This is a genomic window from Pseudomonas putida, from assembly GCF_001636055.1.
Classification (GTDB): Bacteria; Pseudomonadota; Gammaproteobacteria; order Pseudomonadales; family Pseudomonadaceae; genus Aquipseudomonas; species Aquipseudomonas machongensis.
The window spans coordinates 308,023-331,195 of the sequence record NZ_CP011789.1 but is presented as its reverse complement, the minus strand read 5'-3'; the positions used below and the strand labels follow the sequence as shown (position 1 = coordinate 331,195).

The 23,173-nt window shown below is 65.4% G+C and carries 20 protein-coding genes; 15 read left to right on the top strand and 5 right to left on the bottom strand.

The genetic code is table 11. The annotated features are described in order from the left end of the window. The first annotated feature begins 5 nt into the window (after nt 1-5). From AB688_RS01455 to AB688_RS01440, 4 genes are read left to right on the top strand one after another with little or no spacing between them, the layout of a single operon-like run. Nucleotides 6-905: a TauD/TfdA dioxygenase family protein gene (locus AB688_RS01455; protein ID WP_063541772.1), complete on the top strand. Its 900-nt coding sequence runs from the start codon at nt 6-8 to the stop codon at nt 903-905. 18 nt (nt 906-923) lie between these two features. Beyond that, a complete protein-coding gene (locus AB688_RS01450; RefSeq protein WP_054895007.1) occupies nt 924-1,943 on the top strand; it encodes an ABC transporter substrate-binding protein in 1,020 nt (339 codons plus the stop codon). 6 nt (nt 1,944-1,949) lie between these two features. Next, on the top strand, nt 1,950-2,813 hold the full coding sequence (locus tag AB688_RS01445) for an ABC transporter ATP-binding protein (protein ID WP_054895006.1): 864 nt from the start codon (nt 1,950-1,952) through the stop codon (nt 2,811-2,813). 16 nt (nt 2,814-2,829) lie between these two features. Beyond that, a complete protein-coding gene (locus AB688_RS01440; protein WP_063541770.1) occupies nt 2,830-3,693 on the top strand; it encodes an ABC transporter permease in 864 nt (287 codons plus the stop codon). Nucleotides 3,694-3,732: 39 nt separating this feature from the next. On the opposite strand, the gene AB688_RS01435 is transcribed toward AB688_RS01440, so the two are convergent. Further along, nucleotides 3,733-4,290 carry a WYL domain-containing protein gene (locus tag AB688_RS01435; protein ID WP_054895004.1) on the bottom strand — a complete coding sequence of 186 codons (558 nt, stop codon included), beginning with the start codon at nt 4,288-4,290 and terminating at the stop codon, nt 3,733-3,735. 204 nt (nt 4,291-4,494) lie between these two features. On the opposite strand from AB688_RS01435, the gene AB688_RS01430 reads away from it, so the two are divergent. The 8 genes from AB688_RS01430 to gcvP all read left to right on the top strand — a co-directional run bounded on the left by AB688_RS01430 (nt 4,495) and on the right by gcvP (nt 15,790). Beyond that, nucleotides 4,495-5,307 carry a tetratricopeptide repeat protein gene (locus tag AB688_RS01430; protein ID WP_063541768.1) on the top strand — a complete coding sequence of 271 codons (813 nt, stop codon included), beginning with the start codon at nt 4,495-4,497 and terminating at the stop codon, nt 5,305-5,307. Between the two features lie 140 nt (nt 5,308-5,447). Further along, the gene (locus AB688_RS01425) at nt 5,448-5,891 is read left to right on the top strand and encodes a MarR family winged helix-turn-helix transcriptional regulator (protein ID WP_063541766.1); all 444 of its coding nucleotides are present in this window, start codon (nt 5,448-5,450) and stop codon (nt 5,889-5,891) included. Then, complete coding sequence (locus AB688_RS01420; protein ID WP_063541764.1) at nt 5,888-7,975, top strand: FUSC family protein; 2,088 nt, start codon at nt 5,888-5,890, stop codon at nt 7,973-7,975. Before AB688_RS01425 ends, AB688_RS01420 begins: the two co-directional genes overlap by 4 nt. Then, complete coding sequence (locus tag AB688_RS01415; protein ID WP_054895000.1) at nt 7,972-8,184, top strand: DUF1656 domain-containing protein; 213 nt, start codon at nt 7,972-7,974, stop codon at nt 8,182-8,184. Before AB688_RS01420 ends, AB688_RS01415 begins: the two co-directional genes overlap by 4 nt. After that, nucleotides 8,181-9,056 carry an HlyD family secretion protein gene (locus tag AB688_RS01410; RefSeq protein ID WP_063541762.1) on the top strand — a complete coding sequence of 292 codons (876 nt, stop codon included), beginning with the start codon at nt 8,181-8,183 and terminating at the stop codon, nt 9,054-9,056. Before AB688_RS01415 ends, AB688_RS01410 begins: the two co-directional genes overlap by 4 nt. Next, nucleotides 9,053-10,471 carry an efflux transporter outer membrane subunit gene (locus tag AB688_RS01405; protein WP_063541760.1) on the top strand — a complete coding sequence of 473 codons (1,419 nt, stop codon included), beginning with the start codon at nt 9,053-9,055 and terminating at the stop codon, nt 10,469-10,471. Before AB688_RS01410 ends, AB688_RS01405 begins: the two co-directional genes overlap by 4 nt. 352 nt (nt 10,472-10,823) lie before the next feature. Further along, nucleotides 10,824-12,800, top strand: a complete 1,977-nt coding sequence (locus AB688_RS01400) for a methyl-accepting chemotaxis protein (RefSeq protein WP_063541758.1) — start codon at nt 10,824-10,826, stop codon at nt 12,798-12,800. Between the two features lie 116 nt (nt 12,801-12,916). Beyond that, entirely contained in the window at nt 12,917-15,790 is a 2,874-nt protein-coding gene (gcvP, locus tag AB688_RS01395; protein WP_063541756.1) for an aminomethyl-transferring glycine dehydrogenase, read from the top strand. Between the two features lie 77 nt (nt 15,791-15,867). Here gcvP and AB688_RS01390 read toward each other — a convergent pair whose 3' ends face one another. The 3 genes from AB688_RS01390 to AB688_RS01380 form a co-directional block, all read right to left on the bottom strand. Continuing rightward, on the bottom strand, nt 15,868-16,182 hold the full coding sequence (locus AB688_RS01390; protein ID WP_054894995.1) for a DUF2388 domain-containing protein: 315 nt from the start codon (nt 16,180-16,182) through the stop codon (nt 15,868-15,870). A gap of 91 nt (nt 16,183-16,273) precedes the next feature. Beyond that, complete coding sequence (locus AB688_RS01385; protein ID WP_063541754.1) at nt 16,274-17,953, bottom strand: GspE/PulE family protein; 1,680 nt, start codon at nt 17,951-17,953, stop codon at nt 16,274-16,276. Between the two features lie 101 nt (nt 17,954-18,054). Further along, complete coding sequence (locus AB688_RS01380) at nt 18,055-18,381, bottom strand: hypothetical protein (protein WP_063541752.1); 327 nt, start codon at nt 18,379-18,381, stop codon at nt 18,055-18,057. 126 nt (nt 18,382-18,507) lie between these two features. Here AB688_RS01380 and AB688_RS01375 point away from each other — a divergent pair, with 126 nt between their 5' ends. Beyond that, nucleotides 18,508-18,978: an Lrp/AsnC family transcriptional regulator gene (locus tag AB688_RS01375; protein ID WP_063541750.1), complete on the top strand. Its 471-nt coding sequence runs from the start codon at nt 18,508-18,510 to the stop codon at nt 18,976-18,978. 60 nt (nt 18,979-19,038) lie between these two features. Here AB688_RS01375 and AB688_RS01370 read toward each other — a convergent pair whose 3' ends face one another. Then, nucleotides 19,039-20,418 (bottom strand): inorganic triphosphatase, encoded by a 1,380-nt coding sequence (locus AB688_RS01370; RefSeq protein ID WP_063541748.1) that lies wholly within the window; start codon nt 20,416-20,418, stop codon nt 19,039-19,041. A gap of 104 nt (nt 20,419-20,522) precedes the next feature. Between AB688_RS01370 and argE the strand changes: the two genes are divergently transcribed. Next, the gene (argE, locus tag AB688_RS01365; RefSeq protein WP_063541746.1) at nt 20,523-21,665 is read left to right on the top strand and encodes an acetylornithine deacetylase; all 1,143 of its coding nucleotides are present in this window, start codon (nt 20,523-20,525) and stop codon (nt 21,663-21,665) included. A 125-nt stretch (nt 21,666-21,790) separates the two neighbouring features. After that, a complete protein-coding gene (argA, locus tag AB688_RS01360; RefSeq protein WP_063541744.1) occupies nt 21,791-23,089 on the top strand; it encodes an amino-acid N-acetyltransferase in 1,299 nt (432 codons plus the stop codon). Nucleotides 23,090-23,173: the final 84 nt, after the last annotated feature.

Genomic DNA, 23,173 nt, shown 5'->3' with positions numbered 1-23,173 from the left:
GAACAATGTCAGCCGCCTCGAACGCCTTGTCGTCCATCGACAGCGCACAGCCGCAACGCTTCGAAATCCGCCCCTTCTCCGGTGCCGTCGGTGCCGAGATCATTGGGCTGGACCTGTCCCGGCCGGTCAACGCCGAAGATTTCAACCGTATTCATCGCGCCCACCTGGACCATCACGTCCTGGTGTTCCGCGACCAGCGCATCACCCCCGAACAGCAGATCGCCTTCAGCCGCCGTTTCGGCGTACTGCAGATCCATGTGCTCAAGCAGTTCCTGCTGGAAAACCATCCCGAGATTCTGATCGTTTCCAACATCATCGAAGACGGTCGCAACATTGGCCTGGGTGATGCCGGCAAGTTCTGGCATTCGGACCTCTCCTACAAAGAGCTGCCGAGCCTCGGCTCGATGCTGCACGCCCAGGAACTGCCCAGCGAGGGTGGCGACACCCTGTTCGCCGACATGCACAAGGCCTGGGACGCGGTGCCCGATGCGCTGCGCAAGGTGGTCGAGGGGCGCAGCGCTGCGCATTCCTATACCGCTCGTTATTCGGAAACCAAGTTCGAGGGCAACTGGCGCCCGACCCTGACCGCCGAGCAACTGGCCCAGGTCAACGAAGTCATCCACCCGGTGGTACGCACTCACCCGGAGAACGGCCGCAAGGCGCTGTTCGTCAGTGAGGGCTTCACCACTCGCATCGTCGGCCTGCCCGATGACGAAAGCCGCGATGTACTGCAGCAGCTCTACGCCCTGAGCGTGCTTGAGCAGAACATCTACCGCCACGCCTGGCAGCCCCACGACATGGTGTTCTGGGACAACCGTTCGCTGATCCACCTGGCTGCCGGCTGCCCCGCGCACCTGCGCCGCAAGCTCTACCGCACCACCATCCAGGGCGATGCCCCGTTCTGACGACTGAGGACCCTCATCATGCGTAAATCCATCAGCCGCCTGGCGGCCAGCATCGGCCTGGGCGCCAGCCTGATCGTAGGCGGCCTCGCGGCGCCGGCGGTGGCCCAGGCCGAAGGCAAGATCCGTATCGCCGAGCAGTTCGGCATCGTGTACCTGTTGCTCAACGTCGTTCGTGACCAGCAACTGATCGAGAAGCACGGCAAGGAGCAGGGCATCGACATTCAGGTCGACTGGGCGCAGCTTTCCGGGGGCGCGGCGATCAACGATGCGTTGCTGTCGGGCTCTGTGGACATTGCCGGCGCCGGCGTCGGGCCGTTGCTCACCGTCTGGGATCGCACCTACGGCCGGCAGAACGTCAAGGCCGTGGCCTCGCTGGGCAACTTCCCGTACTACCTGGTCAGCAGCAACCCCAATGTGAAGACCATCGCCGACATTTCCGAGAAGGACCGTATCGCCGTGCCGGCGGTGGGTGTTTCGGTACAGTCGCGCTTCCTGCAATACGCGGCGGCCAAGCAGTGGGGCGACAAGGAGTACAACCGCCTCGACAAGTACACCCTGGCCGTGCCGCATCCAGATGCCACAGCCGCGCTGCTGGCCGGCGGCACCGAACTCAACGGGCATTTCTCCAACCCACCGTTCCAGGACCAGGCGCTGGCCAACAAGAACGTGCACATCGTGCTCAACAGCTACGACCTGCTCGGCCCCAACTCGCCAACCCTGCTGTTCGCCACCGAGAAGTTCCGCAAGGACAACCCCAAGACCTACAAGGCGTTCGTCGATGCGCTCGCCGAAGCCGCCGACTTCGCCCAGAAAGACAAGGCCGCAGCCGCCGATACCTACATCCGCGTGACCAAGGCCAAGATCGATCGCAACGCCTTGATCAAGCTGATCGACAACCCGCAGTACGAGTTCACCATCACGCCGAAGAACACTTACCCACTGGCCGAATTCCTCTACCGGGTCGGCGCCATCAAGCACAAGCCCGAGTCGTGGAAGGACTACTTCTTCCAGGATGAGCGCCCATTGCAAGGGAGCTGATCGACCATGACCGCCCCATTGCCAGGCCACACGGCCAGCAACCTGAGCCGTGTCGACACCCCACCGCTGCTCAAGGTGGACAATCTCAGCCTCGAATACCGCACCGCGCAGCGCGTGGTGCGGGCTACTCACCAGGTCAGCTTCGAAGTCGATCGCGCCGACCGCTTCGTACTGTTGGGCCCGTCCGGGTGCGGCAAGTCGACCTTGCTCAAGGCCGTGGCCGGTTTCATCGAGCCGCGCGAAGGGCAGATCCTGTTGCAGGGCCAGCCGGTCAAGGGCCCAGGTCCTGACCGCATCGTCGTGTTCCAGGAGTTCGACCAGTTGCCGCCATGGAAGACGGTCAAGCAGAACGTCATGTTTCCGCTGCTGGTCTCTGGCCAACTCAAGCGCGCCGAGGCCGAGGCCCGGGCGCTGCACTATCTGGAGAAGGTCGGCCTGGCCGCCTTTGCCGATGCCTACCCGCACACCTTGTCTGGCGGCATGAAGGCGCGCGTGGCGATTGCCCGCGCGTTGGCCACGCAGCCGAAGGTGCTGCTGATGGACGAGCCCTTCGCCGCACTCGACGCCCTGACCCGGCGCAAGATGCAGGAAGAATTGCTGCTGTTGTGGGAAGAGGTGCGCTTCACGCTGCTGTTCGTCACCCACTCTATCGAGGAGGCGCTGGTGGTGGGCAACCGCATCCTCTTGCTGTCGCCGCATCCGGGACGGGTACGGGCCGAGGTGCACAGCCACCAATACGATCTGGGCAGCCTGGGTGGCAGCGATTTCCAGGCCAGCGCCCGGCGTATCCATCGCCTGCTGTTCGACGAGGCCGGTGAGCCGGAGCAGGCCTCGGACCTGGGCTTCAACGATATCCGCATCGCTTACTGACAGGAGGAGCCTGCGCATGACGACCACACCTGCACGCCAGGAATACGAAGTGCCGCTGCAGCCCCTGCCAGGGCTTTCGCTGGAGCGTGATCTGCCGCTTGCCCAACGTCTGTGGCAACAGGCCTGGTTGCGCAAGACCGTGATTCTTGTGCTGCTCGCCTTGATCTGGGAGGCGGTGGCGCGCTACACCGCCAACGACCTGCTGCTGCCGACCTTTCTGCAAACGGCGGTGGCGTTCTGGGACGGGATGGCCAGTGGCGAGCTGCCGGCCAAGGTCGGGGTCTCGCTGGTGGTGCTGCTCAAGGGCTATGTGCTGGGGATCGTACTGGCCTTCGGTTTGACCAGCCTGGCGGTCTCGACCCAGTTCGGCCGCGACCTGCTGGGTACCCTGACCTCCATGTTCAACCCACTGCCGGCCATCGCACTGTTGCCGCTAGCCCTCTTGTGGTTTGGCCTGGGCGACAACAGCCTGATCTTCGTGCTGGTGCACTCGGTGCTCTGGGCACTGGCGCTCAACACCTACGCGGGCTTTCTCGGCGTGTCCGAGACCCTGCGCATGGCCGGGCGCAACTATGGCCTGCGTGGGTTGCGCCTGGTGCTGCACATCTTGGTGCCGGCGGCATTGCCGTCGATTCTCTCGGGTCTGAAGATCGGCTGGGCCTTCGCCTGGCGCACCCTGATCGCCGCCGAGCTGGTGTTCGGCGCCAGCAGCGGCAAGGGCGGGCTGGGCTGGTACATCTTCCAGAACCGCAACGAGCTGTATACCGACAAGGTGTTTGCCGGGTTGGCGGTGGTGATCCTGATCGGCTTGCTGGTGGAGGGCCTGGTGTTCAATACCCTCGAGCGGTTGACCGTACGGCGTTGGGGGATGCAGAGGTAGTTCCGCGCGCAAGCAGGTTGGGTGCCTGTTTCCGTGTTATCAGGTCAGGTATCGGGCGGCCGCATTACTCAGCGTCTTGTGAATCTCATCTCTCAGCGCCTCCGGCTGCTCGACCACCACGGCCTCACCCTGGCCCAATACCCACCAGCGTAACGTCCAGCCGTCTTCTACTGTCGCCCGCAGTCGATGGCCATGGTGCAGCGCCGTCAACTGCATGTTCGCGCTCAACGGCACTTCTCGCAGCTGTCGCGCCAGCTGATCGCTGACCCACGCCTGCAGTTCCAGCCCCGTGCCCTGACGGGGCTGCTGCGGGTCGCCACGCAGGTAGTCGAGCAAGTCGAAATTGCCACGCGGCTCGCCCATGGCGCTGGCCGACCAATGCCAGCCGAATGGAATGCTCTTGTCATTGCGCTCCAGCGGAAAGATCAGCGACAGCTCGTTGAGGTCGCGCTCGACCGTACGCTTGCTGACATTGAAGCCGACATCGCGCAGGCGCCAGACCAGTTCGGCGCTGGTGACTCCCGGTGAGCGGCTGGGCAATTGACGCAGCAGCGCCCACTGGCGGCTGAGGGTGGCGCGGGTAGTGGCGAACGGCAAAGGGTAACGTCCTTGTCTAGGCTTGCGGCATTAGCATGGCGGGCACCGCGGCAGATGGCAATTCGCTACTTTGCGCTGAGATCGCGGAACTGCGATTTGGTTGCGTCGAGGTGAATCGTTCGCGACAGGTTTCGTCGTGTCGTCGCGCAGAATCGCCTCATCACAGTCGAGGTCGGAACTGTGGGACGTTCAATGAGGATGAACATGTCTGCTGCCAGCAATATCCATTCGCTGCTCGCCCGTCTCCTGCCCGAGCGCATCGTGCCTGCGCCAGCCATTCCCCGGCGACACCTGCGCCTGTTCGCGGGCGTCGGCATGCCCACCCAGTGGGCGGTGCTGGGTGAGCGCTCTGCGCTGGTGAGCCGTCTGGACGAGGCAGTGGATGTGCAGGCGATCTACGCCGACCTGCGGCACCAGGCACTGGAGGGCAATGCCGCGGTGCTCAACGACCTGGGCTGGATCTGGCTCAATGGCCGCTACTGGCGCGCCGACACGGCGCTGGCCAGCCATCTGCTGCGCATGGCCGCGCTGCAGGGCAACGCCGCGGCCTGGTTCAACCTGGGGCAACAGCACTATTTCGGCAAGGGTGTGACGGTGTGCTATGCCACCGCCGCGGAGCATTACCGGCATGCTTTCGAACGTGGCCTGTCGCACGCTGCTGCGGCCCTGGGCGACCTGTACGAGGAAGAAGTCTGCGACGCCGATCAGGACTGGGAGGTAAACCCGGCCGAGGCATACCAGTGGTTCCTGCGCGGGGCCCAGCGTGGCGAGGCACGTTGCCGGTTCGAGGTGGGCTACCGGCTGTTGCATGGACTGCATGTCGAGTCGGATACGCGGGCGGCGCTGTACTGGCTGGAGCTTGCCGCGGGGGCGGGGGTGATGCAGGCGGCCGAGGAGCTGGCGGTGCATTTCAGTCGCAGCGATGAGGGACGCTACCTGGAGTGGCGCGACCAGGCGATCGCGCTGGGCAGCACCCTGGCCTTGACCATGAAGCTGGAGGACCAGGTTCAGCCTTGAGTCCGGTGGGGTGGTGGTGAGGCCTTCGCGGGCAAGCCCGCTCCCACGAACACACTGTTCATCGCCCCCGGTTGACGAAGGGGGGAGGGCTGGGCGTATATTGATAGTTAGCAAACTATGAATATCCTCGGTTCTTCCACATGACACTCGACGCACTGCACCTGAAAGTCAGCAGCGGCATGGTCGTTGCCGGTCGCCACTGGCGGCGCATCTGCCATGCGGCACTGACCGGCTATGGCATCTCCGAAGCCTGTGCGGTGCCGTTGCTGATGATCGTGCGCCTGGGCGATGGTGTGCACCAGGTGGCCGTGGCCCAGGCCGCGGGCCTGGAAAGCCCGTCGCTGGTGCGTCTGCTCGACCAACTGTGCAAGGCCGGGCTGGTGTGCCGCACCGAGGATCCGCTCGACCGACGTGCCAAGGCGCTGAGCCTGACCGCCGAAGGCCGCACCCTGGCCGAATCCATCGAGCGCGAGCTGGTACGTCTGCGCCGCGAGGTGCTGCACGGTATCTCGGCCGCCGACCTGGAAGCCACCCTGCGGGTCATCCACGCCTTCGAAGTCGCTGCACAGGGGGCGCCGGTGTGAACGGCTTCTTCAGTTCGGTACCGCCGGCGCGCGACTGGTTCTACGGCGTGCGTACCTTCGCCGCGTCGATGATTGCCCTGTACATCGCCTTGCTGATGCAACTGCCGCGCCCCTACTGGGCGATGGCCACGGTCTATATCGTGTCCAGCCCCTTCGTCGGCCCCACCAGTTCCAAGGCCTTGTACCGCGCAGTCGGCACGCTGCTCGGTGCTGGCGGCGCGGTGCTGCTGGTGCCGCCGCTGGTGCAGTCACCGTTGTTGCTGAGCATCGCCATCGCCCTGTGGACCGGCACCTTGCTGTTCCTTTCGCTGAACCTGCGCACGGCCAACAACTATATGCTGATGCTGGCCGGCTACACCTTGCCGATGATCGCCCTGGCCGTGGTCGACAACCCGCTCGCGGTGTTCGATGTCGCCTCGTCGCGGGCGCAGGAAATCTGCCTTGGCATCGTCTGCGCCGCGGTGATGGGTGCGATCTTCTGGCCGCGTCGCCTGGCGCCGGTGGTGGTGGGCGCCACGGGCACCTGGTTTGGCGAGGCCATCCGCTACAGCGATCTGTACCTGAGCCGAGACACTGACGCCGGAAAGGTCGCGGGCCTGCGCGGCTCGATGGTTGCCACTTTCAACAGCCTGGAACTGATGATCGGCCAGCTCGGCCACGAAGGCGCCGGCCCGCACACCGTGAAGAACGCCCGGGAACTGCGCGGCCGCATGATCCACCTGCTGCCGGTGATCGATGCCCTTGATGATGCGCTGGTCGCGCTCGAAGGTCGCGCGCCGGAGCAGTTCGCACAAGTCCAGCCGCTGCTGGCATCGGCCCGAGAGTGGCTCAAGGGCACCGCCGACAGCGCTTCGGTCGCGCGTTGGACCGCGCTGCACGAGCAGATCGACCGCCTGCAACCGCACGCCGATGCGCTCGATCAGCGCCATGCCCTGCTGATGTCCAACGCCCTCTACCGCCTCAGCGAATGGCTCGATCTCTGGCAGGATTGCTGCACCCTACAGCATGCCCTGCGCCTGGACGACACCAAGCCCTGGCGTGCGGTCTACCGTCATTGGCGGCTGGGCCGCCTGACGCCATTCTTCGACCGCGGCCTGATGCTGTATTCGGTGTTCTCCACCGTCACCGCGATCGTCGTCGCCTGTGGCCTGTGGATCGGCCTGGGATGGAACGACGGCGCCAGTGCCGTGATCCTCGCCGCCGTGGCCTGCAGCTTCTTTGCGGCGATGGATGATCCGGCGCCGCAGATCTACCGCTTTTTCTTCTGGACGCTGATGTCGGTGATCTTCTCCAGCGTCTACCTGTTCCTGGTGCTGCCGAACCTGCACGACTTCCCGATGCTGGTGCTGGCATTCGCCGTACCCTTCATCGTGGTCGGCACCCTCACCGTGCAGCCGCGTTTCTACCTCGGCACCCTGCTGACCATCGTCAACACCTCGACCTTCATCAGCATCCAGGGCGCCTACGACGCCGACTTCTTCACCTTCCTCAATGCCAACCTGGCAGGCCCGGTCGGGCTGCTGTTTGCCTTCATCTGGACCCTGGTGGTGCGCCCGTTCGGTGTGGAGCTGGCCGCCAAGCGCATGACCCGCTTCACCTGGCGCGACATCGTCGAGATGACCGAGCCTGCGACCTTGGCTGAACAGCGCAAGGTCGGTGTGCAGATGCTCGACCGCCTGATGCAGCATCTGCCGCGCCTGTCGCAGACCGGTCAGGACAGCGGCGTTGCCCTGCGCGACCTGCGTGTGGGCCTGAACCTGCTCGACCTGCTGGCCTACATGCCGCGTGTCAGCCAGCAGGCCCGCCAACGCTTGCAGACGGTCATCGAGGAAGTCGGCGGTCACTACTCGAGCTGCCTGCGTGCCGGCCAGCGCCTGCACGCACCTGCAGCGCTGCTGCGCAACATGGAGCGGGCACGCCTGGCGTTGGCACTGGACGAGCTGAACGAGCGCGGCGAGCCCCGCGTTCACCTGCTGCATGCCCTGGCCGGCTTGCGTCTGGCGCTGTTGCCGGGCGTCGAGGTGATGCTCGAGCCGGTCGAACAACCGCAACTGCCACCTGGAATCGACGGAGCGCCGCTGTGATCGGTGAACTGGATATCAGCGGGGTGTTCCTGCCCACGCTGCTGGTGATGATGTTTGCCACCTACCTGCTGTTCCTGGGCGTGCACGCTGTGCTGGTGCGCCTGCATTTCTACCGCCTGGTCTGGCACCGGGCGTTGTTCAACGTTGCTCTCTACGCCGTACTGCTGGGTGCGGTGGATCACTTTTGCCGAAGCCTGATGCTGCCATGAAAAAACCGTTGTTGACCTTGGGCCGTGTGGTCCTGACATTGCTGGTGGTGACCTTCGCGGCCGTGCTGGTCTGGCAGATGGTCGTGTACTACATGTTCGCGCCCTGGACCCGCGACGGCCATATCCGCGCCGACGTGATCCAGATCGCCCCGGATGTGTCCGGGCTGATCCAGAAGGTCGAGGTGCGCGACAACCAGGTGGTCAAGCGTGGTGACGTGCTGTTCACCATCGATCAGGACCGCTTTGGCCTGGCCTTGCGCCAGGCCCGGGCGACCCTGGCCGAGCGCGAGGAAACCCTGGCCCAGGCCGCCCGCGAAACCCGGCGCAATCGCAAGCTGGGCAACCTGGTGGCGGCCGAGCAGCTCGAAGAGAGCCAGTCGCGCGAGGCTCGTGCCCGCTCGGCGGTGAGCGAGGCGCAGGTGGCGGTCGATACCGCCCAGCTCAACCTCGACCGTTCGGTGGTGCGCAGCCCGGTGGATGGCTACCTCAACGACCGCGCTCCGCGGGCCCATGAGTTCGTCACTGCGGGCCGACCGGTGCTGTCGGTGGTCGACAGCGCCTCGTACCATGTCGATGGCTACTTCGAGGAAACCAAGCTCAGTGGCATCCATGTTGGTGATGCCGTGGACATCCGCGTGATGGGCGATGACACACGCCTGCGCGGCCATGTCGAAAGCCTGTCGGCAGGGATCGAGGACCGTGACCGCGTCAGTGGCGCCAACCTGCTGCCCAACGTCAACCCGGCGTTCAGCTGGGTGCGCCTGGCCCAGCGGATCCCGGTGCGGATCGCCTTCGATGAGGTGCCGGCAGATTTCCGCATGATCGCCGGGCGTACCGCCACGGTGTCGATCATCGAGGGCCAGCGGCCATGAAACGCCTGATGCTTGCAGGGCTGGCGCTGTCGCTGGGGGCCTGCGCCATGGTCGGTCCCGATTACCAGGTACCCGAGGATGCCGCGGTGCAGCGCAGCGACCTGAACGGCCCGTTGCGCCAGGATGCCGCGAGCGTGGTGTCGGCGCCGGTGCCGGATGACTGGTGGCAGTTGTACCAGGACCCGCGTCTCAATGCGCTGGTGCGCCAGGCGTTGAGCGCCAATACCGAGCTGCGCGTGGCAGCGGCGAACATCGCCAAGGCTCGCGCGCAGGTCGAGGTCGCCGAGTCGCAGGGGGGCTTCAGCGGCGGCGCTAAGGCCGGCGCCCAGCGCCTGCAGGAGTCTGGCGAAGCTTTCCTGCTGCCGGAAAAAGTCCCGGTGGCCAACATCGGCGAGGCGATTCTCAGCGCCTCGTACCAGTTCGACCTGTGGGGTACCTTCAAGCGCGGCACCGAAGCTGCCAAGGCCAATGCCGACGCGGTGCAGGCCGCCGCCGACACCGCGCGCATCACCCTGGTGGCCGATGTGGTCAAGGCCTACACCCAGGTGTGCTCGGCCAATGAGGAATACCACATCGCCCGCGAATCGCTCGACCTGCAGCAGCAAAGCGTGCAGTTGAACCAGCGCCTGCGTGATGCTGGCCGTGGCGACGAGACCCTCGTTACCCGCTCGCAAACCCAGTTCAAGTCGTTGCGCGCCGAGTTGCCGCGCTTCAAGGCCGAGCGCGAGGCCGGGCTCTATACCCTCGCCGCATTGCTGGCCAAACCGGTCGACCAGTTGCCGCCGGGCACCGCCGAGTGCGCCGAGCTGCCGCATCTGGCCCAACTGATTCCGGTGGGCGATGGCGCGGCGCTGCTCAAGCGCCGTCCCGACGTGCGTCAGGCCGAGCGCCAACTGGCGGCTGCCACTGCGACCATTGGCGTGGCCACCGGCGCCCTGTATCCGAACATCAGCATTGGCGCCCAGGTCGGCACCATCGGCATTCTTGAAAACCTCGGCGAGCCTTCGACCAACCGCTGGGGCATTGGCCCGCAGATCAGCTGGGCCATCCCCACCAACGGCACCCGTGCCCGGATTCGCGAAGCCGAAGCCTCGACCCAGGCCGCGCTGGCGCATTTCGATGGCGTGGTGCTCAACGCCATCCGCGAAACCCAGACCCGCCTGGCGCAGTACAGCGCCTTGCTGGACCGTCGCGATGCACTGGCCGATGCCGAGCGCTCGGCGCAGGAAGCGGCCGACCAGACCCATCGCCGCTATGAGGCCGGGCGTGAGTCATTCCTTGCCGACCTGCAGGCGACCCGCGCCTATACCGACGTGCGTGCGCAATTGGCGGCCGCCAATACCCAGGTGGCGATGGGGCAGATTGGTGTGTTCCTGGCCTTGGGTGGCGGCTGGAAGGCGACAGCGGTGCAGTGAGTGGCACCGCGTCGTGGTATTCGTGGGCCTGTAGGAGCGGGCTTGTCCCGCGAACACGGGCGTAGCCCGTGCCAGGCAGCGCGGTGTCTTTTTCGCGGGTAAATCGGAGCGCCGAACCGCCGCCCCACAAGGTCTGCGCTATCTCTGGAGCGGGCTTGCCCGCGAAGCAGACGCCACGATCACATCGCGTGGAAAACGTTTGCGTATTTCCCGGTCCGACACTCAAGTATTCCTCCGCGACGCCGATCTACTAGCACCAGCGTCCCGGAAGAGGGCGCGATTTCCCGTTCAATAATAAAGCGGGTGGTCAGCGTGATCAGGATGATCCCGGCCTCTTGCCAGGAGCTTCGCCATGTCTCGACCCCGTGCCCGGATTGCCTCGCAACTCGGCGTCGCCCTCGCCATCGTGCTGGCGCTGGTGATCACCGGCAGTACCCTGTTCGCCCTGCGCTCGCTGGACGACGCCAACCTCGCCACCCGCCAGCAACACCTGGCCAGTGAAGCGCGGCTGCTGGCCGACCAGCTCGACACCTTCCACGGCTCGCTCAAGGACAACACCCAGCGCCTGAGTGGCCTGTTCGAGCGCCGCTTCGCCTCGGGCCTGTCGCTGCATGCCGGCGAGACCGTGCAGGTGGCCGGCCAGGCCACGCCTGCCCTGTACCTGGGCGATCAGCTGATGAACAACGACTTTCGGGTAGTCGATGAATTCCAGCAGATGACCGCCGGCATCGCGACGCTGTTCGTGCGCAGCGGCGACGACTTCGTGCGCATCACCACCAACCTCAAGAAACAGGACGGGAGCCGGGCCATTGGCACCCAGCTGGACCGCCAGCACCCGGCCTACAGCAAGCTGCTCGCCGGGCAGATGTATGTAGGGCGTGCGGTGCTGTTCGACCGTAACTACATGACCCGTTACGTGCCGGTGAGCGATGCCAGCGGCCGGGTGATCGCCGTGCTGTTCGTCGGTTTCGACTACACCGATGCGCAGAACGCTCAGTTCGCCAATCTCAAGCGCTTCCGCATCGGCCAGACCGGCTCGCTGGCGCTGCTCGACAACCAGGGGCAGTGGCTGGTGCCGCCTGCCGGCGTGGCCGATGCGCAGGCTGCGGTTGCCGCTGTGGCCGGCCTGGGCGACAAAGGCCGCTTCTGGACCAACGGCCAGCAGCAACTGTTCAGCGTGGTCGAGCCCTTTGCCGAGGGGCCGTGGACCGTGGTGGCGAGCATGCCCGAGGCGGAAATTCGCGACGTGACCTGGAGTGTCGGCCTACGCCTGGCGATCGGCAGCCTGCTGGCGATGGTCCTGGCCGTGCTCGCCACGCTCTGGCTGCTGCGGCGCAAGCTTCGCCCACTGGACGACCTGGTGCGCCAGGCCGAAGCCCTGGGCGCGGGTGACCTCAGTGCACGCCTGGCGGTGACCAGCGAAGACGAGATCGGCCAGTTGGCGCGCAGCTTCAACCAGATGGGGGATGCCCTGGCGACCATGGTCGAGCACATTCGCAGTGCTTCCGAGCAGGTCAGCGCGCGCTCGCGCTCCCTGGCCGGGCTTTCGTCCGGTGCCTGCGAGGGCATGGAGCAGCAGTCAGGCGAGATCACCAGCATGGCTGGCGCCGTCGAGGAGTTCAGCGCCACCTCGATGAACATCGCCGAGAACATGGCCGGCACCGAGCGCATGGCCCAGGACAATGCCCAGCAGACGCGCATCGGCCGCAGCGCCATGGACCAGGCCTCCGTCTCGCTCAAGCAGATCGCCGAAGCGCTGGGTGGCACCGCCACAGTGATGGACAGCCTGGGCGCGCGTTCGCAGGAAATCGGCGGCATCGTCGGGGTCATCACCGCGATTGCCGAGCAGACCAACCTGCTGGCGCTCAACGCCGCCATCGAGGCGGCCCGCGCTGGCGAGCAGGGCCGTGGCTTCGCCGTGGTTGCCGACGAAGTACGTGGCCTGGCCGCGCGAACCCGCCAGGCCACCGATGAAATTTCCGGAATGATCGCCAGTATCCAGCAGCAGACCGGGCACGCGATCAGCACCCTGGAGCAGGGCAATCGCCTGATGCAGGAAGGCCTGGAACGCAACGAAAAGGTCGCCGAGGCACTGGCGCGCATCGACGAGCAGAGCCGCGCGGCGGGCGAGCAGTTCACCGCCATCAGCACTGCGACCCAGGAGCAGAGCAGCACGGCGAACCTGCTCAGCCGTAACCTGCAGAGCATCGCCCAGGCCAACAGCGAGCAGCACGACGTGGCCAATGAGCTGGCGGCCACGGCCAAGGAGCTCGAGGGCCTGGCCGGGCAGTTGCGCCAGGAAGTGGATCGCTTCCGGGTAGGGGGTTGATCTGATCTGAACAGGGCTGCAATGCAGCCCTGTACGCAAGTTTTTCCGCACTGTCGTCGATCCCTTCCTAGACTTGTAAGTCTCCACGAGAACTGGTCCAGGAAGAGAAGATCGCCATGTCCCAGTCGCCATCCCTGCTGCAACTGCAAGTACCCAACCCTTTTCTGCAGCGTCATCTGGGCCCGGATGCCCGCGAACAGAGCGCCATGCTCGCGGCCCTGGGGGTCGCCAGTCGCGATGCCCTGATCGAGCAGACCGTCCCGCCAGGTATCCGTTTCGGTCGCCCGCTTGACCTGCCCCCGGCCCTCGACGAGCAGGCAGCCCTGGCCAGACTGGCCGGATACGCCGGGCAGAACCAGGTGTGGACCAGCCTGATCGGCATGGGCTATCACGGTACCGTCACGCCAACCGTCATCCTGCGCAACGTGCTGGAAAACCCCGGCTGGTACACCGCCTACACACCGTATCAGCCGGAGATAGCCCAAGGCCGCCTCGAGGCGCTGCTCAATTTCCAGCAGATGATCATTGACCTCAGCGGCCTGCCGCTGGCCAACGCCTCGCTGCTCGATGAGGCGACGGCCGCCGCCGAGGCCATGGCCTTGGCCAAGCGGGTCGCACGCAGCAAGAGCAATGCGTTCTTCGCCGACGAACACTGCCACCCCCAGACGCTCTCGGTCTTGCGAACCCGTGCCGAAGGTTTCGGCTTCGAGCTGATCGTCGATTCGCTGGAGAACCTGGGCAAGCATCAGGTATTCGGTGCGCTGCTGCAGTACCCCGACACCCATGGCGAGGTCCGCGACCTGCGGCCGTTGATCGAGCAGTTGCATGGCCAGCAGGCGCTGGCCTGCGTTGCCGCCGACCTGTTGAGCCTGGTGGTGCTGACGCCGCCTGGCGAAACCGGGGCCGACGTAGTGCTCGGCTCGAGCCAGCGCTTCGGTGTGCCGATGGGCTATGGCGGGCCTCATGCGGCGTACTTTGCCTGTCGTGACGACTACAAGCGGGCGATGCCCGGACGCATCATCGGCGTGTCCCGCGATGCCCGCGGCAACACCGCCCTGCGCATGGCCCTGCAGACCCGCGAGCAACACATCCGCCGCGAGAAGGCCAATTCCAACATCTGTACCGCCCAGGTACTGCTGGCCAATATCGCCGGTTTCTACGCCGTCTACCATGGCCCCGAAGGCCTGCGGCGCATTGCCCAGCGTGTGCAGCGCCTGACCCAGATCCTGGCGGCCGGGCTGCAGTCCAAGGGCATCAAGCGCCTCAATCAGCACTTCTTCGACACCCTCACCCTCGACGTTGGCGGCACCCAGGCCGCGATCATCGAAAGTGCCGAAGAAGCACGCATCAACCTGCGCATTCTAGGGCGGGGGCATTTGGGCGTGAGCCTGGACGAGACCTGTGACGAAGCGACGGTGCTCAAACTGTTCGACATCTTCCTCGGTGTCGACCACGGGCTGGAAGTTGCGACCCTCGACCAGCAGCCCCTGCCCCCGGCAGTGCCGGACACTCTGGTGCGCCGCACGCCGCTGCTCGAACATCCGGTATTCAACCTGCACCACAGCGAAACCGAGATGCTGCGTTACCTCAAGCAGCTGGAGAACAAGGACCTGGCGCTGAACCAGTCGATGATCCCGCTGGGCTCGTGCACCATGAAACTCAACGCCACCAGCGAGATGATTCCCATCACCTGGCCTGGCTTTGCCCTGCTGCATCCCTTCGCACCGGCTGCACAGGTGCAGGGCTACAAGGCGATGATCGACGAGCTGGAGGGCTGGCTGTGCGCGATCACCGGTTTCGATGCGATCTGCATGCAGCCCAACTCCGGCGCCCAGGGTGAATATGCCGGACTGATGGCCATCACCCGCTATCACCGCAGCCGCCATCAACCCCAGCGCACCCTGTGCCTGATTCCGTCGTCGGCCCACGGCACCAACCCGGCCTCGGCGCAGATGGCGGGCATGGAGGTGGTGATCGTCGACTGCGACGAGGCGGGCAACGTCGACCTCGATGATCTCAAGGCCAAGGCGCGCCAAGCCGGGGATCGATTGTCGTGCCTGATGATCACCTACCCCTCGACCCATGGGGTGTACGAGGAGGGCATTCGCGAAATCTGCGAGGTGGTCCATCAACAGGGCGGGCAGGTGTACATGGACGGCGCCAACCTGAACGCCCAGGTGGGCCTGGCGCGTCCGGCGGATATCGGTGCCGACGTCTCGCACATGAACCTGCACAAGACCTTCTGCATCCCCCATGGCGGTGGTGGGCCGGGCATGGGGCCGATCGGGGTACGAGCCCACCTGAAGCCTTTCGTCGCCAGCCACCCGGTGGTGCCGGTACCGGGCCTGGACCCGAACAACAGCGCCGTCAGCGCAGCGCCCTGGGGCAGTGCCAGTATCTTGCCGATCAGCTGGATGTACATCGCCCTGATGGGGCCACAGCTCGCCGATGCCAGCGAGGTGGCGATCCTCAGCGCCAACTACCTGGCCAACCGCCTGGCGGGGGCCTTTCCGGTGCTCTATCGCGGGCGTAACCAGCGCGTGGCCCATGAATGCATCCTCGACCTGCGTCCGCTCAAGGCGCAGACCGGGATCACCGAGGAGGACGTGGCGAAGCGCCTGATGGACTATGGCTTCCACGCGCCGACCATGTCGTTCCCGGTGCCGGGCACGCTGATGGTCGAGCCGACCGAGAGTGAGTCGAAGGCGGAACTGGATCGCTTTGTCGAGGCGATGCTGGCGATCCGTGACGAGATTGCCCTGGTGCAGGAGGGGAATTGGCCAGCGGAGGACAACCCGCTCAAGCATGCGCCGCACACGCTGGCCGATGTGCTGGCACCCTGGAGTCGGCCTTATAGCCTGGAGCAGGCGGTCGCGCCCAGTGCGCATGTGCGCTTGCACAAGTACTGGCCGGCGGTGAATCGGGTGGACAACGTGTACGGCGATCGCAATCTGTTCTGTGCTTGCGTGCCGGTGGACGCGTATCGCTGAATCCGGGCCTGCTGTGGAGGCGGTGCTGCGCGGGTCTGCTCGCGCAGCCCGCTCCCGCAGCGGGCGTCGAATGCAGGTTACTGGGCGGTGAGGTTACGGGCCAGGATCGCGTTGGCCAGTTCCATGTCGCTGGCCTGGACGCCAGGGTTGTCGGCGCGCACCTGACGCATCGCCGCCTCCAGGTACGGGCCGCGGATCGAACCTTCGCTTGCCACGAAGCTGCCGGCATCGTCCTGGGCGGCCGCGACCAGTTTGTGGTCTTTGAACGTCAGGTAGGTCGAACCGGTGGTCGCACCGGACGAAATGACGTTGCGCCAGAAGCCGTCGGCCATGGCGGAGCCGATCGGCAGGGACAGCAGGGCAGCAGCCGCAATGGCGGTTTTGAAACGCATGTGAATTACCTCGAACGATGAGGGCGGGGGATGCGAGTTTGGATCGTCGCGCGGGCCGCAAGTTCCTTTGCACGCTGCGTATGCCGGGCGCTCAGGCACATACCCGAAGGACTTCCGCGAGGCTGGTCATGCCCCGAGCCACCCTGTCTTCACCGCAGTGGCGCAGGTCGCGCATGCCCTGGGCCAGAGCCTGCTGGCGCAGGCTGGCAAGGTCGCTGTCCGGGCCGATCCGAGTTCGCAGGGCGTTGTCCAGCACGAGCAGTTCGAATAGCCCCGTGCGCCCTTGGTAACCAGTACCGCGACACTGGCGACATGCCGTTTCACGAGTGCCGGGACGTCCCTTGCAGGCGCTGCAGAAGGTGCGTGCCAGACGCTGGGCCATCACGCCGATCAACGTGGCCTTTATCAGGTAATCGGCCACACCCAGCTCCTGCAGGCGAGTAATGGCGCTGCAAGCGTCGTTGGTGTGCAGGGTCGATAGCACCAGGTGTCCGGTCAACGCCGCCTGGACCGCCACCTGGGCGGTTTCGCGGTCGCGTATCTCGCCGATCATGATGATGTCCGGGTCCTGGCGCAGCAGCGCGCGCACGCCGTTGGCAAAGCCGAGGTCGAGGCCGGGCTGGACTTGCAACTGATTGAAGCCGGGCTCCAGGCGCTCGATCGGATCTTCGATGGTGCACAGGTTGACCTCTGGCGTGGCCAGGTGCTTCAGGCTGGCGTAGAGCGTGCTGGTCTTGCCCGAGCCGGTGGGGCCGGTGAGCAGGATGATGCCCTGGCGCTTTGCCAACAGCGCGTGCCACTGCTCCAGCAAGGCACCTTCGAGCCCCAGGCGCTCCAGGTCTTCGTGCAGTTGTTCGGGATCGAAGAGGCGCAATACCAGCTTTTCGCCGAACGGTGTCGGCATGGTCGACAGACGCAGCTCGACCTGCGCGCTGCCGGGCAGGCGGCTTTTCAGGCGTCCATCCTGTGGACGGCGCTTCTCGGCGACATCCATTCGCCCGAGGTGCTTGAGGCGGCTGACCAGCGCCAGGACCACGCCCGCGGGAAACTGGTAGACCGTATGCAGCAGGCCGTCGATGCGGTAGCGCAAGCGACCTTCGTCGTGGTGTGGTTCGAGATGGATATCGCTGGCACGCTGCTCAATGGCGTACTGCAGCAGCCAATCGACGATATGCACGATGTGCGCATCATCGGCGCTGATGGCGGTGCTGCGCCCACCAAGCTCCAGGAGCTGCTCAAGTTCGCCCAGGCTTGCGCGCTGTTGCTGGTGGGCGCCCTGCACGGATCGCGACAGGCGCTGGAACGTGTCGCCGAGCTGGCGCAGTTGCACAGGGCTGGCCAGCACCCGGCGAATCGGCTGGCCTAGGCTGCGGCTCAGGTCGGCTTCCCACTCGCGTTGGTAGGGCTGTGCGCTGGCCACGGTAATGCCGGTCGCATCCAGCGCCACGGCGAGGATGCCGTGGCGCTGGGCGAAAGCGGGCGAGATCAGGCCGGCGACGCGAGCCAGATCGACCTGCAACGGGTCCAGGCGCAGAAAGGGTTGGCCGACCCTTTCTGCGAGCCATTGGCACAGGGTGTCGAGGTCCAGGGTATGACCGGGGCGCAGGCAGTCGCTCAGGGCCAGGCTGGCGAGGACCTCGAGCGGGTGGCCGGGCTGGCTGGCGGCGTGTTCGAGTGCACGCAGGGCATCGCCGGGGGCCAGGCGATGTTCGGCGAGCAGCGTGTCGAGGAGGCGTTTGAGGTCGAGGCTGTGATCGTGAGGGTTGTGCATGGCGGCGTCCTTGCCGAGGCTGCTGAGAGGCCCAGGCAAGGGTAGCTGCAGAGCGGGGCAGTGCCTTGGCGAAGGCGTTTCCGAATCTTGCGGGGCAGACGTCAGCCCGCCGCTACCTCAGACAGTTTCGGCACGCTTTCCAGAAAGACCTCGCCGACACACACCAGGTTACGCATCTTCTGCGCAATCACCCCGGCGCGGTGCCAGCTGAGGCCGTCGATACCGATCTCCAGCTCCAGCAGGTCGTCGCGCTGGCACACCTGCACGCTGTGTGGCGTGAGGAACTGCAGGGCGAAGAGATTGAGTACCCGGCACAGGCTGTCCGGCTCGGCCTCGATGTCGAGGCGGTAGCGGACCTCGCCATGCAGGGCGCTGGCGGCCCAGGCGTCGCTACGGGGCTGGGGGGGGTGCCGTTCGAGTGCATTCATGGAGCGTCTCCTTCGATGTGGAGAAATTGTCGCAGGTCGAAACCGGCATTTCTTCGCTATGATTCCCCTTGTTTGGTAGTTAGTCGAATAATAATCGTCGTATCTGTGGCGTTTGGAGAATTGATCATGCAAAGCGAGCTGGATGCCTACGACAGGCGCATCCTTGAACTGCTGCAGGAGGATGCGTCGCTGTCCAGCGCGCAGATCGCCGAACGTGTCGGGCTGTCGCAGTCGCCGTGCTGGCGTCGGATACAGCGCCTGAAGGATGAAGGGGTGATTCGCGCCCAGGTCACCTTGCTGGACCGCAAGAAGGTCGGTCTGAACACGCAGATATTCGCCGAGGTGAAACTCAACGCCCACGGACGTTCGAACTTTACCGAGTTCACCGAGGCGATCCGCGGCTTTCCGGAAGTACTGGAGTGTTATGTGTTGATGGGGGCGGTCGACTTCCTGCTGCGTATCGTCACCTCGGACATCGAGGCCTACGAGCGGTTCTTCTTCGAGAAGCTGTCGAACGTACCGGGGATACAGGAAGTGAATTCGATCGTGGCGCTCTCGGAGATCAAGTCCACTACCTGCTTGCCGCTATCGAGGTGAGGCCTTCGCAGGTAAACCGGGTCGGTGCCCCGATTTACCTGCGAAGAAGCCGACGCGCGATTACACCTTGAGCAGGTGTTTCCAGGCGCGGCTCTGGTCGATGGCGCGAGCCTGCTCGATGCGGGCTTCGAACAGCGCGTCCGACTGCTCTTCGGCCAGCGGCTGCTCGGCCAGTTCGTGCAGCTTCTTCAGATCGCCGTACAGGCGGTCCAGTTGCGGCACTTCCAGCACCTGGCGGGCGTGGTGCAGCCAGGTCAGCAACTGCTCGATGCGCGGCAACTGCTCACCCAGATCCTCTGGGCGCTGGGTGTACAGCGGCAGTTTCAGCGCGCGGCCTTCTTCACCCAGCTGGTGGTGCAGCCAGCTGGCCAGTTGCGCCTTGCCCTGGCGCTCGCCGCGGCCCTTGCGCTCCACGGTCCAGGCGCGCGCCAGCAGCCAGCGCGAGGTTTCCAGGGAGAACTGGCCCCAGCGGGTGTCTTCCAGCTCTTCGGCGAACTGCTCGGGCGCGGCGCGGCGGATGTCTTCGTCCTCGTTGCCGGCCTGTACCAGCGGGCGCCAGTCTTCGAGCAGGGCGTCGAGGCGGGCGCGCAGGTCTCGGGTGGTAGCTCGTGGCGCGGCCTGGCCCAGGCTGCTGGTGAGGGCGCGCAGCTCTGCCAGGCACTGCACCCATTCCTGCAGCAGGCGCCAGTGGCCGTTATGACGGTACTGTTCTGCCAGGCGCTGGCTGCTGCCCAGCAGTTGCCAGGCGAGCGCGGCGTAGGCGTCATCCACGGCCATTTCGGCGTCCAGCTCGGTGTGTGGCAGGCTCAACTCGTAGCTATCTGGCTCGAGCAGGCGGTAGCCGCGCTCGGCCTTGCTGATGTCGCAGGGCATCAGGGCCAGCGTGGCGGAGAGCTCGGCAGCCAGCTCCAGCAGGGCTTCGGGGGCGCCTTCACGCAGCTCCAGCTCGAGCTCGCAGATTTCTTCCTTGCGTTTGCCGGCAATGACGAAGCCTTGGTCGAGCGCGGCTTCGATCACCACCTTGGCCTTGCCGCGACCCCAGGAGATCTCGGCGTATTCGCGGGTGAAATCGGTGGTGAACAATGGCTTGATGGTCTTCTTGTCCAGCTCGGCCAATTGCTCGGGCCAGCAGCTGGCGTCGAGTTTCTTCAGGTCCAGCTTGACCTTGTCCAGGTACCACTCGTACTCGTTGCGTTCGGACAGGCCGGCAACGCTCTGCCCACGGCACTTGAGGGTCTGGATGATGACCTCGCCGTCGCGGCGCAGGCGCAGGGCGACGCGGGCTGCAGAGAGCTCGCGGTCGGGGGTGTCGAAGTACTGGTTGAGCAGTTCGCGGGTCTGCCAGCCGGACTTGTTGCGCTTCTTCAGCAAGGGGTGCTCGCGCAGGGCGGCAAGGGTCTCGCGGCTGGCGCGGAGCTTGAGTTCGGTTTCTTTGTGCATCGCTGGCTCGAAGGAAGGCGTGGTTGCCGGAGAGTCTACAGGAGTTGCCCTGCCAAGGGACGGCATTGCTATGATGACCGCCATGCTTTACGAGGAGTCCGTGCATGCCGTTGCCATCGCTCAAAGACCAGTTCGTCGCCCTGATCGCCGCCCCCTCGGTCAGCTGCACCCAGGCCGCACTGGACCAGTCCAACCGCCAGGTCATCGACCTGCTCGCCAACTGGTTGGGCGATCTGGGTTTCCGTTGCGAGGTCCAGGAGGTCACTCCAGGCAAGTTCAACCTGCTCGCCAGCCGCGGTACCGGCCCGGGCGGCCTGGTGCTGGCCGGCCACAGCGATACGGTGCCGTTCGATCCACAGTTGTGGAGCAGCGACCCGTTGAAGCTCACCGAAGTGGATGGCCGCTGGGTAGGGCTGGGCAGTTGCGACATGAAGGGCTTCTTCGCCTTGGTGATCGAGGCGGTGATCCCGCTGCTGGAGCACGACTTCAAGCAACCGCTGCTGATCCTCGCCACCTGCGATGAAGAAAGCTCGATGTCGGGCGCTCGCGCCCTGGCCGAAGCGGGACAGCCGCTGGGCCGGGCGGCGGTGATCGGCGAACCCACTGGGCTGAAGCCGATCCGCATGCACAAGGGCATCCTCATGGACCGCATCGATATTCTCGGGCGCAGCGGCCATTCGTCGGATCCAAGCCTGGGCCACAGTGCCCTGGAGGCCATGCACGCGGTGATGGGCGAACTCATGGGCCTGCGCCAGCAGTGGCAGCAGACCTACCGCAATCCGCAATTCACCGTGCCCACGCCGACGATGAACTTCGGCTGCATCCACGGCGGCGACAACCCCAATCGCATCTGTGGCCAGTGCGCCCTGGAGTTCGACCTGCGCCCGTTGCCAGGGATGGACGTGGAGCAACTGCGTGCGGCTATCCGGGCCAAGCTCAAACCTGTGGCCGAGCGCCATGAAGTGCGCATCGACTATGCGCCGCTGTTCCCCGAGGTGCCACCGTTCGAGCAGGACGCCGACGCCGAGCTGGTGCAATTGGCCGAACGTCTGACCGGCCATCGTGCCGAAGCGGTGGCCTTTGGCACCGAAGCGCCTTATCTTCAACAGCTGGGTTGCCAGACCATCGTGCTCGGCCCCGGCGACATCGCTTGCGCCCATCAGCCGGGCGAGTACCTTGAAATGTCACGAATCGAGCCTACCGTGCGTCTATTGCGTGATCTTGTCCGGCACTATTGCCTGAGCTAAACGTCCACTGACCTGATTCGTTCCTGCCTAGAGGAGACCGCGCGTGACCGCAAGCCTGTTCCGACGATGACTTTCGAACGTTGTGCGCCTTCACCCGTCTCGTTCACTTATCCACAGGCCCTGTCATGCCCGAATACGTCAACTGGCTGCGTCATGCCTCCCCGTACATCAATGCCCATCGCGACTGCACCTTCGTGGTCATGCTCCCCGGCGATGGTGTCGATCACCCCAACTTCGGCAATATCGTCCACGACCTGGTGCTGCTGCACAGCCTGGGCGTGCGTCTGGTACTGGTCCACGGCTCGCGCCCGCAGATCGAAAGCCGGCTGGCTGCCCGCGGCCTGACCCCGCATTACCATCACGGCCTGCGCATCACCGACGCCGCGACCCTGGAGTGCGTGATCGACGCCGTCGGCGCCCTGCGCCTGGCCATCGAAGCGCGCCTGTCGATGGATATCGCCGCATCGCCCATGCAGGGCTCGCGCCTGCGTGTGGCCTGCGGCAACCTGGTGACTGCACGGCCGATCGGCGTGCTGGAGGGGGTCGACTACCACCACACCGGCGAGGTACGACGCATCGATCGCAAGGGCATCAGCCGCCTGCTCGACGAGCGCTCCATCGTGCTGTTGTCGCCTCTGGGCTATTCGCCGACCGGCGAGATCTTCAACCTGGCCTGCGAAGACGTCGCCACCCGTGCCGCCATCGAACTGGGCGCTGACAAATTGCTGTTGTTCGGCGCCGAGCCGGGCCTGCTGGACGACAAAGGCAAGCTGGTGCGTGAGCTGCGGCCGCAGCAGGTTCCGGCGCACCTGCAACGCCTGGGCAGCGACTATCAGGGCGAGCTGCTCGATGCCGCCGCCGAGGCCTGCAAGGGTGGGGTAGCGCGCAGCCATATCGTCAGCTACGCCGAGGATGGTGCGCTGCTCACCGAGCTGTTCACCCGCGACGGCGGTGGCACGCTGGTAGCCCAGGAGCAGTTCGAGATCGTCCGCGAGGCGACCATCGAGGATGTCGGCGGCCTGCTCGAGCTGATCAGCCCACTGGAAGAGCAGGGCATTCTCGTGCGCCGTTCGCGCGAGGTGCTGGAGCGGGAAATCGAGCAGTTCAGTGTGGTGGAGCGTGACGGCATGATCATCGCCTGTGCGGCGTTGTATCCGATTGCCGAGTCCGAGGCGGGCGAGCTGGCGTGCCTGGCGGTGAATCCGGAATACCGGCATGGGGGCCGGGGTGATGACCTGCTCGAGCGTATCGAGACCCGTGCACGGCAGTTGGGCCTCAATACCCTGTTCGTGCTGACGACGCGTACGGCGCACTGGTTCCGCGAGCGCGGATTCCAGCCCAGTGGCGTGGAACGGCTGCCGGCGGCGCGGGCTTCGCTGTACAACTACCAGCGCAATTCGAAGATTTTCGAGAAATCGTTGTAGGTCAGTACCGGCCCTATCGCGGGACAAGCCCGCTTCCACAGGCACCCCTCCGACTGTGAGACCAGCGGATGCCTGTGGGAGCGG

Coding starts and splice junctions, on each gene's coding strand:
- AB688_RS01430 (WP_063541768.1), top strand. CDS start 4,495: ATGTCTGCTGCCAGCAATATCCATTCGCTGCTCGCCCGTCTCCTGCCC.
- AB688_RS01375 (WP_063541750.1), top strand. CDS start 18,508: ATGCAAAGCGAGCTGGATGCCTACGACAGGCGCATCCTTGAACTGCTG.
- argA (WP_063541744.1), top strand. CDS start 21,791: ATGCCCGAATACGTCAACTGGCTGCGTCATGCCTCCCCGTACATCAAT.
- AB688_RS01405 (WP_063541760.1), top strand. CDS start 9,053: ATGAAACGCCTGATGCTTGCAGGGCTGGCGCTGTCGCTGGGGGCCTGC.
- AB688_RS01400 (WP_063541758.1), top strand. CDS start 10,824: ATGTCTCGACCCCGTGCCCGGATTGCCTCGCAACTCGGCGTCGCCCTC.
- AB688_RS01410 (WP_063541762.1), top strand. CDS start 8,181: ATGAAAAAACCGTTGTTGACCTTGGGCCGTGTGGTCCTGACATTGCTG.
- AB688_RS01425 (WP_063541766.1), top strand. CDS start 5,448: ATGACACTCGACGCACTGCACCTGAAAGTCAGCAGCGGCATGGTCGTT.
- argE (WP_063541746.1), top strand. CDS start 20,523: ATGCCGTTGCCATCGCTCAAAGACCAGTTCGTCGCCCTGATCGCCGCC.
- AB688_RS01455 (WP_063541772.1), top strand. CDS start 6: ATGTCAGCCGCCTCGAACGCCTTGTCGTCCATCGACAGCGCACAGCCG.
- AB688_RS01385 (WP_063541754.1), bottom strand. CDS start 17,953: ATGCACAACCCTCACGATCACAGCCTCGACCTCAAACGCCTCCTCGAC.
- AB688_RS01440 (WP_063541770.1), top strand. CDS start 2,830: ATGACGACCACACCTGCACGCCAGGAATACGAAGTGCCGCTGCAGCCC.
- gcvP (WP_063541756.1), top strand. CDS start 12,917: ATGTCCCAGTCGCCATCCCTGCTGCAACTGCAAGTACCCAACCCTTTT.
- AB688_RS01370 (WP_063541748.1), bottom strand. CDS start 20,418: ATGCACAAAGAAACCGAACTCAAGCTCCGCGCCAGCCGCGAGACCCTT.
- AB688_RS01380 (WP_063541752.1), bottom strand. CDS start 18,381: ATGAATGCACTCGAACGGCACCCCCCCCAGCCCCGTAGCGACGCCTGG.
- AB688_RS01390 (WP_054894995.1), bottom strand. CDS start 16,182: ATGCGTTTCAAAACCGCCATTGCGGCTGCTGCCCTGCTGTCCCTGCCG.
- AB688_RS01450 (WP_054895007.1), top strand. CDS start 924: ATGCGTAAATCCATCAGCCGCCTGGCGGCCAGCATCGGCCTGGGCGCC.
- AB688_RS01445 (WP_054895006.1), top strand. CDS start 1,950: ATGACCGCCCCATTGCCAGGCCACACGGCCAGCAACCTGAGCCGTGTC.